Source organism: Loktanella sp. DSM 29012, from assembly GCF_900110705.1.
GTDB lineage: Bacteria > Pseudomonadota > Alphaproteobacteria > Rhodobacterales > Rhodobacteraceae > Loktanella > Loktanella gaetbuli.
Genome location: NZ_FOEJ01000001.1, coordinates 331,394 through 341,979, shown reverse-complemented (window position 1 = coordinate 341,979; position 10,586 = coordinate 331,394). Strand labels below are relative to the sequence as shown.

Sequence of the window (10,586 nt, the reverse complement as noted above, 5' to 3'; positions counted from 1 at the left end):
ATGAACAGATCAACCCCGCTCACGAAAAAGCCCGCCCCGATCATTTCGGGGCGGGCTGGCATTCAGATCAGCGGTCGATCAGGCGACGTCAAAGGTCAGCGTCTTGACCTGTTTGAACCGGCCAGTGCCGTGCAACGCCTTGATCGCGGCCTCCGGCACCTCGTCGTCGATATAAAGAAGCGCAATCGCCTCGCCCTTGGCCACGGACCGCCCGAGGGTAAAGTTCGCGATGTTCACACCGTGATCGCCCAGCGTGGACCCCAGCGTCCCGATTATACCGGGCACGTCCTCGTTGGTGGTGTACAGCATGTTCGCGCCGACCTCTGCATCGACGTTGATGCCCTTGATCTGGATGAAACGGGGCTTGCCGTCGCTGAACACGGTGCCGGCGACTGAACGCTCGCGCTCTGCCGTGGTGACTGTCACCTTGATATAGCCTTCGAAAACGCCCGACTGGTCCTGCTTGGTCGTGCTGACCTTGATGCCGTTGTCCTTGGCGATCACGGGTGCGCTGACCATGTTCACATCGGGGTTCCGCTTGCGCATGATGCCCGCGATGGTCGATGCCGTCAGCGCCTTGAGGTTCATCCCCGACACTTCACCATCAAACAGGATGTTGATCGACTGGATCGGCTCGTCGGTCATTTGCCCGACAAAGTTGCCAAGATGCTTGGACAGTTCGATCCAGGGCCCCATGACCTTGGATTCCTCTGCCGTGATGGACGGCATGTTGATCGCGTTGGTGACAGCCCCCGACAGCAGATAATCGGACATCTGTTCGGCCACCTGCAGGGCCACGTTTTCCTGTGCTTCGGTCGTGGCAGCGCCGAGGTGCGGCGTGACGACAACGTTGGGCAGGTTGAACAGCGGGCTGTTGGTGGCAGGCTCTTCGGCAAAGACGTCGAACGCAGCACCGGCGACGTGGCCGGATTTGATCGCCTCGGCCAGCGCCTCTTCGTCAACCAGACCGCCACGGGCGCAGTTGATGATGCGCACGCCGGGTTTCAGCTTGGCGATTGCCTCGGCCGACAGGATGTTGCGGGTCTGGTCGGTCAGCGGCACGTGGAAGGTGATGAAATCGGCACGGCCCAGCAGTTCGTCCAGTTCCAGCTTTTCGACGCCGATCTCGATCGCGCGTTCCTCGGACAGGAACGGGTCATAGGCCACGACCTTCATGCGCAGGCCGCGGGCACGATCGATCACGATGGACCCGATGTTGCCGGCACCGATAACTCCCAGCGTCTTGCCGGTCAGCTCGACACCCATGAACTTGGACTTTTCCCACTTGCCGGCGTGGGTGCTTTCGTTTGCCTCGGGGATCTGGCGCGCGACAGCCATCATCAGCGAAATCGCGTGTTCGGCGGTGGTGATCGAGTTGCCGAAGGGCGTGTTCATCACGATGATGCCCTTTTTCGACGCGGCGGGAATGTCGACGTTGTCGACACCGATACCGGCGCGGCCGATGACCTTGAGGTTGGTCGCCTGCTCGATCAGTTTTTCGGTGGCTTTGGTCGCGGACCGGATCGCCAGACCGTCGAATTCGTGGATCATCGACAGCAGCTTTTCCTTGTCCTTGCCCAGCTTGGGTTCAAACGTGACGTCGATTCCGCGATCGCGGAAAATCTGGACAGCGGCTTCGGACAGGGCGTCGGAAATCAGAACTTTGGGGGCCATGTCAGGCACTCCTCTGGAATAGGGGGATGGGGCGGGGCCACACGGGGATGGCCCCGTTCAAATCAGGCGTTGATCTCTGCCTCAAAGGCATGGGCGATCCACGGCATCAGCGCGGCCACGTCGGAGGTTTCCACCGTGGCACCGCACCAGATCCGCAGACCGGCGGGGGCGTCACGGTAGGCACCGACGTCAAGTGCGACGCCTTCGGCCTCCAACCGCTTGGCCACGGCCTTGGCGAATGCGGGGCCGTCGGTGATGCGGTCGTCGGTGAATTTCACACAGACCGACGTGTTGGACCGTGTCGCCGGATCAACGGCCAGGTTCGCAATCCAGTCGTTCGCATCACAGAAATCCCACACGACCTGGGCGTTGGCGTCGCAGCGCGCGTGCAAGGCGTCCAGACCACCGATGGACTGCGCCCATTTCAACGCCAGCAGGTAATCCTCGACGCACAGCATCGACGGCGTGTTGATCGTTTCACCCTTGAAGATGCCCTCGATCAGCTTGCCGCCCTTGGTCAGGCGGAAAATCTTGGGCAGCGGCCATGCGGGGGTATAGTTTTCCAGACGCTCGACAGCGCGGGGCGACAGGATCAGCATGCCATGCGCGGCCTCGCCACCCATGACCTTTTGCCAGCTGAAGGTGGTCACATCCAGCTTGTCCCAAGGCAGCGGTTGCGCAAATGCGGCAGAGGTCGCATCGGCCATCGTCAGACCCTTGCGGTCGGCGGGGATCATGTCGCCATGGGGCATCTTCACGCCGGACGTCGTGCCGTTCCAGGTGAAACAGACGTCGTTGTCGTAGTTCAGCGCGGCCATATCCACGATCTCGCCGTATTCGGCGGTGTGAACTGTGGCCTCGATTTTCAGCTGCTTGACCACGTCGGTCACCCAGCCCGCGCCAAAGCTTTCCCAGGCGACCATTTCGGCAGGGCGTTCGCCCAGCATGGTCCACATCGCCATTTCATAGGCGCCGGTGTCGGATGCGGGCACGATCCCGATCTTGTAATCATCTGGCACGCCCAGGATTTCGCGGGTCAGATCGATGGCCTCGGCCAGTTTGGCCTTGCCGACGGCAGCACGGTGCGACCGGCCCAGGGGGGCGTCGGACAGTTTGGCCAAATCAAAAACAGGGGGTTTGGCACAGGGGCCACTGGAAAAACGCGGATTAGCCGGCCGCGTCGCCGGGGTAGTCATAACCATTGCTGGTATCCTCACAGATATGCGCCCTTCGTTGGGGAAGGGTGTCCCACCGCCGGACATATGCCGCGGCAATGGGTTTGGCAATGAATCGTTTTGCGCAGCGTCAGGTTGGGCGGATCAAACGCGCCTCGGACGGATGCAGGGGACCGTCAGCGGCGTTGGCCGATGACAAGAGCGTATGGCCCGACAGACCCGGATCGCGGGGCGCATCCGCGAAATTCAGGCAAATGATGATCGCATCGTCACCGCTGCCGCGTGCATAGACCAGCAGATCATCGGCGGCGCTGATCGTGCGATATTCCCCCGACAACAATGCAGGCGTCGTTTGCCGCAGTGCCGTCAGGCGTTTCACATAGGCCAGCATGGTGTCGCCTGCCGCCTGCCCGGCAACGGTCCCGTCGGGCGGCGTGAACACGGGCAACCACGGGGTCCCGTCCGTGAACCCGGCCTGCGCGCTGTCATCCCACGGCATCGGCGTGCGTGCGGGATCGCGCCCCAAACCCTTGCCCGGCACCTGTTTTTCCCACGGGTCCTGCACCAGCTCTGGCGGGATATCAGCACTTTGCATCCCCAGCTCGTCACCCTGATAGACCGTCGGCGTGCCGCGCAAGGTCAGCAGCAATGTCAGTGCAACACGCGCAAGGTCAGATCCCACGCGTGACGCGATCCGAATGCAATCATGGTTTCCGACCACCCACGTCGGCCAGCCGGTGTCGGGCAATGCGGCCTCATAGGCCTCAACCGTGCGGACAATCTCTGGCACGGTCCAGGGGATATCCAGCAGGGCAAAGTTGAACGGCAATTGAAACCCGTCACCCTGCGTGCCGTAGTAGCTGGTCACCTCGGCCAGCGTGCCATCGGTTTCACCCAGCAGCAGGCGGTCCGGGTATTCCTGCGTGACCGCACGCATCATCCGCACGATGTCATAGTTCATCGGCTGATTCTTGGAATGCACCTTCAGCAGGCGCAGCGACGGATTCATGCCGTCGTGCCAGTCGGGGTTCACAGGATGGTCACCCTTGTCCACGTCGGGGGCGGCGTGGGTGATGGCATCGACGCGGAACCCATCGACACCGCGATCGTACCAGAATCGCATCGTATCCAGCATTTCGGCCTGCACCGCGGGGTTCCGCCAGTTCAGTGCTGGCTGTTCGGTCAGAAAGATATGCAGATAGTATTGCTGCGTCTGATCGTCCCACGCCCATGTACTAGGCCCGAATTCGCTGATCCAGTTGGTCGGCGGCCCACCGTCCGGGCCTGCGTCGCGCCAGATATACCAATCGCGTTTGTCGCTGTTGCGCGCACTACGCGATTCGACGAACCACGGGTGCTGATCCGACGTATGGCTGGGCACGAAATCCAACAGTACGCGCAACCCGCGTGCATGCGCGGCATCAATCATCGCATCGAAATCGGCCAAGGTGCCGAACATCGGGTCAATACCGCGATAATCGCTGATGTCGTAGCCGAAATCCTTCATCGGAGAGGGAAAGATCGGCGAGATCCAGACGATATCCGCCCCCAGATCTACGATATGATCCAGCCGCTGCGTGATGCCGCGCAGATCACCGATCCCGTCGCCGTCGCTGTCCTGAAAACTGCGTGGATAAACCTGATAGATGATCCCGCGTTGCCACCATGTCAGATCTGTCATGCATGCCTCCACTTTCCCTTGGACGCTATCAACGCTAATCCGTGCTGCAAAGACAGAAAGGTCGCCCATGTTCATCACGACACTGATCGCCCGTCCCGGCCAGTTGAACACCGTGTTGGTCGAAAACCTGCGCAACGCCTGGGGCGGCGGCGATGCCGTCTGGTTATCCGGCAATACGGCGGCTGAATTCCCGATGGCGCAAAAGCCGGACAACCTGTGGTCCGTCTGGGACGACATGCAGGCCATGAGCATTGACCTCGTGGTTCAGCCCAGCGCGGGACGACGCAAACGCCTGCTTCTGGCGGACATGGACAGCACGATGATCCAGCAGGAATGCATTGACGAACTGGCGGCAGAGGCCGGTGTCGGTCCCCGCGTCGCCGATATCACCGCCCGCGCCATGAACGGAGAGCTGGATTTCGAAGCAGCGCTGATCGAACGGGTCGGTCTGCTACGCGGTCTGCCTGAAACCATCATCCAACAGGTCGTCGATACCCGCATCACCCTGATGCCGGGCGGTCGCACGCTGGTGCAAACGATGAAATCGCAGGGCGGACATGCGGCACTCGTGTCGGGTGGCTTCACCGCATTTACCGCGAAAATTGCGGAAACGCTCGGGTTTGACGAAAACCGCGCCAACACACTGATGGTGAAAGACGGCACGCTGACGGGCGAGGTGGGTCGCCCGATCCTGGGACGCGCGGCCAAGGTCACGGCACTAGAGGAAATCACCGCACAGTTGGAGATAGCAGAGACTGACGTCATCGCCGTCGGCGACGGCGCGAACGATCTGGGAATGCTGGGGCGTGCCGGTACGGGTGTCGCATTGCATGCCAAACCCAGCGTGCAGGCGGAATGCGACGTGCGGATCAACCACGGTGACCTGACGGCGTTGCTTTATCTCCAGGGTTACACCGACGCGGATTTCGTGGCCTGACGTGTTCGAGGTCGCGGGCGAGATCCTGCTCCTTTTGCTATGCGCCGCCTTTATTGCCGGGATCGTGGACTCCATCGCCGGTGGCGGTGGGCTGATCACGCTGCCTGTCCTCGTGCTGGCGGGTGCGCCGCCGGTGACGGCCATTGCGACGAACAAGGTGCAGGGCGTATTCGGCGCGGGTATGGCTGCGATCACCTATGCACGGGGCGGGCATGTGGATTTGCGCAGGCAGCTTTGGCCCGCAGTCCTTGCCTTTGGGGCGGCGATCATCGGTGCGCTGCTGACGTCCCGCCTGCCCACGGATGTGATCCGCCTTGGTCTGCCAGTTTTGCTGATCGGAATTGCACTGTTTTTCGCGCTGAAACCCGGACTGAATGACGTCGACCGCGCCCAGCGCATTGCACCGGGACTGTTCGCGCTGACCGTAGTGCCGCTGGTCGCATTCTACGACGGGCTGATCGGGCCGGGGGCCGGGGCGTTCTACATGTTGGGGTTTGTCGGATTGGCGGGCTATGGCGTACTGCGTGCGACAGCCCATACCAAGCTGTTGAACTTTGCCTCCAACCTTGGCGGCATCGCCACATATGCGCTGGTCGCGGAACCGTGGTGGATGGTCGGGCTGGCGATGGGCGCGGCCCAGATCGCGGGTGCGTGGGTCGGATCGAAACTCGCCATGCGGATCGGATCGCGCCTGATCAAGCCGGTGTTGGTCACAGCCGCAACGGCGCTTGCCGTGCGGCTGCTATGGCAGATGTGGGCTTAGGCGTCTTCGGTCGGGCCGCCGGCCTCTTTCCAGTCGGGGACACCGCCAACGTTGGTCACGTCGGCATATCCCATCTCTTTCAACGTCTTACCGGCCAGTGCGGCCTGACCACCGGCACCACAGACGAGGTAGTATTTCCCATCCGGCTGCATGAAGTCCTTGTGGTAGGGCGACGCTGGATCGGCGGCGAATTCCATGAAACCGCGCGGCAGCCGTTTGGCGCCCTTGATCGTGCCGGTTTTCGCGATGTCGCCGCTGTCGCGGACGTCGATCCAGATGCCGCCGTCGTCAGAGGCATGTGCCTTGATCGCGTCCTCGGTGGGCATGCGGGTAATGACGGCGTTGGCCGCGTCGAGATAGTCTTTTGCTGTTTTCACGGTGGAAACTCCTGTGCGTTATTCTCTGGACAGGAGATAGCGCAGCGCGGGTCAAGTCCAGCTTCAGCGCATCAGGCGCGGCAGCGTCCCGTTCAGGCCGGCTGCCTCGCGGATGAAACCACGCCGCAGGCCGGGCAAGGCATTGATGACACCCATCCCCAGATCGCGCACCCCACGCAGCAGCGGGTTATCGTTTGAAAACAGCCGGTTGAATGCGTCAGTCGCCAGCGACAGCTTGACCGTATCGAACCGGCGCCACTGCTGGTAGGCCTCCAGCGTGGTCGGGCTACCGATATCCTGCCCACGCTGACGCGCGTCCTGCAAAACCTGTGCCAAGGCCGCCACATCGCGCAGACCGGCGTTCAGGCCCTGTCCCGCGATGGGATGAATCCCGTGCGCCGCATCACCGACCAGCGCCACACGCGCCCCGATCAGGCTATGCGCCATGGTCAGGCCCAGCGGATAGGTGAACCGGGTGCCCGCCAGCTTGATGTCGCCCAAAAACGACCCAAAGGCAGGTTTCAACACGTCAAGGAACGCGTCATCATCGAGGTCCATCGCCGCACGGGCGCGGGTCGCGTCCTCGGACCACACGATGGACGACCGGTTTCCCGTCAGCGGCAGGATCGCCAATGGCCCACCGGGCATGAAAAACTGATGCGCGATACCGTCATGCGGCAATTCGTGTTCCACGGCGCAGACCATGGCAAGCTGGTCATAATCCCATCCCGTGCGTCCGATCCCCGCGCGCGAGGCCGTCCCGCTGCTGCGGCCATCGCAGCCCACCAGGACCTGTGCGGACAAGACATCACCGTCGTCCAGCGTAACTGTGGCACGAGCCGCATCGACCGTTTGCTCCACGACCCGGCGTCCCGTCAGATGGGTGATCCAGTCGCGGTCCATCGCATCCAGCAATGCAGGGCGCAGGTGGCGATCCTCGACCAGCCAGCCCATCGGGCCTTCTTCGATTTCCGCATGGTCGAAATGCATCATCCAGGGCGATGCGCCTTCGCCGGCACGGCCATCCGTCACCTTGATGTCCAGCATCGGCTGGGCGTTGTCCGCGATCGCGTCCCACAGCCCCAATCGGCGCAGCATCCGCACCGAAGTCAGCGACAAGGCATAGGCGCGCCCGTCAAAATCGCGGTCGCGATGCACGTCAGGCGTCATGGCGTCGATGATCGTGACGCGCAGGCCCGCCTGCGCGCAGGCAATGGCCAGCGCCGGGCCATTCAGGCCACCGCCCACGATGAGGATATCATTCTGATTGTTCATGCCGCTTGATATGGCCGTCCGCGCGGGATTGTCCATGCGGCACCGCACCGCTAGCCTGACCGTAACGCATGGAGGCTGTGATGGATGACTGGCGCTGGATGACGGCCGAGGCTTTGGGGCAATCCATTGCCGCAGGTGGTATCGACCCGATCGATTTGTGCGAGGTCTTTCTCAAGGCCATCGCGGAACACCCCGATGCGAAACGCATCTACACCACGGTGACCGAAAACCGCGCGCGCGCCGAGTCCAAGGCGGCCAGTGCACGCGCCGCATCCGGGCTGCGGCGTGGCCCACTGGATGGGGTGCCGGTCAGCTGGAAAGACCTGTTCGACAGCGCCGGAACCGTGACAGAGGCAGGCACCCGCATGCTGGCGGGCCGTGTGCCGCAGCGTGATGCGCATGTGCTGGAAAATGCGACCGCGGCCGGACTGGTCTGTCTGGGCAAGACGCATATGTCCGAAATCGCGTTTTCCGGGTTGGGCATCAACCCGATCACGGCGACACCGCCAAACCGGAACAACCACGACGCGGTTCCGGGCGGATCGTCTTCGGGGGCCGCCGCCTCGGTCGCCTTTGGATTGGCGGCGGCAGCCATCGGGTCGGACACCGGCGGGTCGGTCCGCATTCCAGCCGCATGGAACGATCTGACGGGGTTCAAGACGACCCATGGCCGCCTGCCGCTGGACGGCACCGTGCCGTTGTGCCTGACGTTCGACACCATCGGGCCGCTTTGCCGGTCGGTCACCGACGCGGCCCTGCTGGTTGCAGCACTCGAAGGCGCGCGCGCACCGGATCTGACCGCACCGCGCCGCGATCTGAACCTTGCCATTCTGGATACGGTTGCGATGCACGACCTGGCCCCCGAGACGCGCACAGCCTTTGACGCGGCGGTCCGTGATCTGAAACGCGCCGGTGCGACCGTTTCGCACCTGAAATTCGCCTCGCTGGAAGAGGCCTTTGGTTTTGCCGGACCTCTCTACACGGCGGACGCATGGGCGTGGTGGCGGGACCTGATCACCGGCCACCCCGGCGTGATGTTCGGCCAGATCGAGGAACGCGTCACTGCAGGGCGCGATGTGACGGCAGCCGACTATATTTCAAACTGGACCCGCCTGCGCGACATTCGCACTGCATTCGCCACCGCCGCCGCACCCTATGATGCCCTGCTGATGCCGACCGCTTCGATCCTGCCACCGGAGGTCGCACGCCTGATGGCCGACAACGATTATTACAAGGTTCAGAACCTCGCCGCCCTGCGCAACACGCGCATCGCGAACCTGATGGACCTGCCTGCCGTGACATTGCCAACGGCAACCAAATCCTGCGGGATCATGCTGTGCGGCCAAAAGGGCCGCGATGATGCATTGTTGCGGGTTGCACGCGCCGCAGAACTCGCGCTGGCCTAAAAGACACAATCCCTGCCCAAAGCCCCGCGCTGCCGCTGGACAGCGGGCATTACAGGCGGCTAACCTGCTGATAAGCGGGACGCCATGATCCCGCATGAGAGGCAGTAACATGAAACCCCCGATGCGGTTTGCAGACCTTCCGGTTGCGACGTGGCCCCGTTTGCGTGGGCTGCTAGATGCCGTCCAGCCGGGCGACACACCGATCAACATGACCATCGGAGAGCCGAAGCACGCCTTTCCGGCGTTTCTGCCCGATGCGCTGGCCGCTGAAATGGCCAGCTTTGCCAAGTATCCCAATAACGATGGCACGCCCGTTCTGCTGGACGCGATCAGCCGTTGGCTGCACCGCCGCTATGGCGTGACCGTCGCCGCCCCGGAAATCATGGCGCTGAATGGCACCCGAGAGGGTCTGTACAACGCGGCAATGGCGCTGTGCCCCGAAACCAAGAACGGCCAGCGCCCTGTCGTGCTGACCCCCAACCCGTTCTATCAGGTCTACGCCGTTGCGGCTCTCAGCACGGGTGCAGAGCCTGTTTATGTGCCCGCGACCTCTGACACCGGGCACCTGCCGGATTTTGCCGCACTCGACGCTGACATCCTTGATCGCACGGCCATCGCCTATGTCTGTTCGCCTGCCAACCCGCAGGGTGCCGTGGCCAGTGGCGATTACTGGCGCGACCTGATTGCGCTGGCGGAAAAGCATGATTTCATCATCTTTGCCGACGAATGCTATTCCGAAATCTATCGCGACACGCCGCCCCCCGGCGCGCTGGAAATCGCCCGCGACATGGGTGCAGACCCCGACCGGGTCGTCATTTTCCATTCGCTGTCGAAACGGTCGAACCTCGCGGGATTGCGGTCGGGGTTCTGCGCCTCTGGCCCGGGCAACATCGCCCGTATCCGTGCGCTGCGCGCCTATGCCGGTGCCCCGCTTCCCGGCCCTATTCAGGCGGTTTCGGCCCTTGTTTGGGACGACGAGGATCATGTGACCGCCAGCCGCGCGCTCTATGCTGAAAAATTCGCCGTGGCCGACGAAATCCTGGGGCATGTGCCCGGCTACGTCAGCCCGCCGGCAGGATTTTTCCTGTGGCTACCCGTCGCGGACGGTGAAACGGCCGCGCTGCACCTGTGGCAGACCACCGGCGTGCGTACGCTGCCCGGGGCCTACCTTAGCCGCGATACAGCCGCCGGAAACCCCGGTGCACCCTACATCCGGGTCGCCCTGTGCGGCCCCAAGACCGAAGTTGCCACAGGCCTGACCCGCCTGCGCGACTGCCTATACCAGTGAGGACGAAACG

Annotated in this window: 9 protein-coding genes; 4 read left to right on the top strand and 5 right to left on the bottom strand. The window is 62.9% G+C overall.

The features are described 5' to 3' along the window. Positions 1 to 78: 78 nt before the first annotated feature. The 3 genes from serA to BMX27_RS01675 all read right to left on the bottom strand — a co-directional run bounded on the left by serA (position 79) and on the right by BMX27_RS01675 (position 4,530). Positions 79 to 1,674 carry a phosphoglycerate dehydrogenase gene (serA, locus tag BMX27_RS01685; protein WP_056030099.1) on the bottom strand — a complete coding sequence of 532 codons (1,596 nt, stop codon included), beginning with the start codon at positions 1,672 to 1,674 and terminating at the stop codon, positions 79 to 81. Between the two features lie 62 nt (positions 1,675 to 1,736). Then, entirely contained in the window at positions 1,737 to 2,876 is a 1,140-nt protein-coding gene (locus BMX27_RS01680; protein WP_090158176.1) for a phosphoserine transaminase, read from the bottom strand. A gap of 103 nt (positions 2,877 to 2,979) precedes the next feature. Further along, a complete protein-coding gene (locus BMX27_RS01675; RefSeq protein WP_090158175.1) occupies positions 2,980 to 4,530 on the bottom strand; it encodes an alpha-amylase family glycosyl hydrolase in 1,551 nt (516 codons plus the stop codon). A gap of 67 nt (positions 4,531 to 4,597) precedes the next feature. Between BMX27_RS01675 and serB the strand changes: the two genes are divergently transcribed. After that, entirely contained in the window at positions 4,598 to 5,467 is an 870-nt protein-coding gene (gene serB, locus BMX27_RS01670) for a phosphoserine phosphatase SerB (protein WP_090158174.1), read from the top strand. A 1-nt stretch (position 5,468) separates the two neighbouring features. Next, positions 5,469 to 6,230: a TSUP family transporter gene (locus tag BMX27_RS01665; RefSeq protein ID WP_090158173.1), complete on the top strand. Its 762-nt coding sequence runs from the start codon at positions 5,469 to 5,471 to the stop codon at positions 6,228 to 6,230. Here BMX27_RS01665 and BMX27_RS01660 read toward each other — a convergent pair. Further along, on the bottom strand, positions 6,227 to 6,607 hold the full coding sequence (locus BMX27_RS01660; RefSeq protein ID WP_056030085.1) for a rhodanese-like domain-containing protein: 381 nt from the start codon (positions 6,605 to 6,607) through the stop codon (positions 6,227 to 6,229). The genes BMX27_RS01665 and BMX27_RS01660 overlap by 4 nt on opposite strands. 63 nt (positions 6,608 to 6,670) lie before the next feature. Then, on the bottom strand, positions 6,671 to 7,918 hold the full coding sequence (locus tag BMX27_RS01655; RefSeq protein WP_090158172.1) for a UbiH/UbiF/VisC/COQ6 family ubiquinone biosynthesis hydroxylase: 1,248 nt from the start codon (positions 7,916 to 7,918) through the stop codon (positions 6,671 to 6,673). 44 nt (positions 7,919 to 7,962) lie between these two features. Here BMX27_RS01655 and BMX27_RS01650 point away from each other — a divergent pair, with 44 nt between their 5' ends. Further along, the gene (locus tag BMX27_RS01650) at positions 7,963 to 9,288 is read left to right on the top strand and encodes an amidase (protein WP_090158709.1); all 1,326 of its coding nucleotides are present in this window, start codon (positions 7,963 to 7,965) and stop codon (positions 9,286 to 9,288) included. Positions 9,289 to 9,397: 109 nt separating this feature from the next. Next, the gene (locus BMX27_RS01645; RefSeq protein ID WP_090158171.1) at positions 9,398 to 10,576 is read left to right on the top strand and encodes an aminotransferase class I/II-fold pyridoxal phosphate-dependent enzyme; all 1,179 of its coding nucleotides are present in this window, start codon (positions 9,398 to 9,400) and stop codon (positions 10,574 to 10,576) included. Positions 10,577 to 10,586 lie beyond the last annotated feature (10 nt).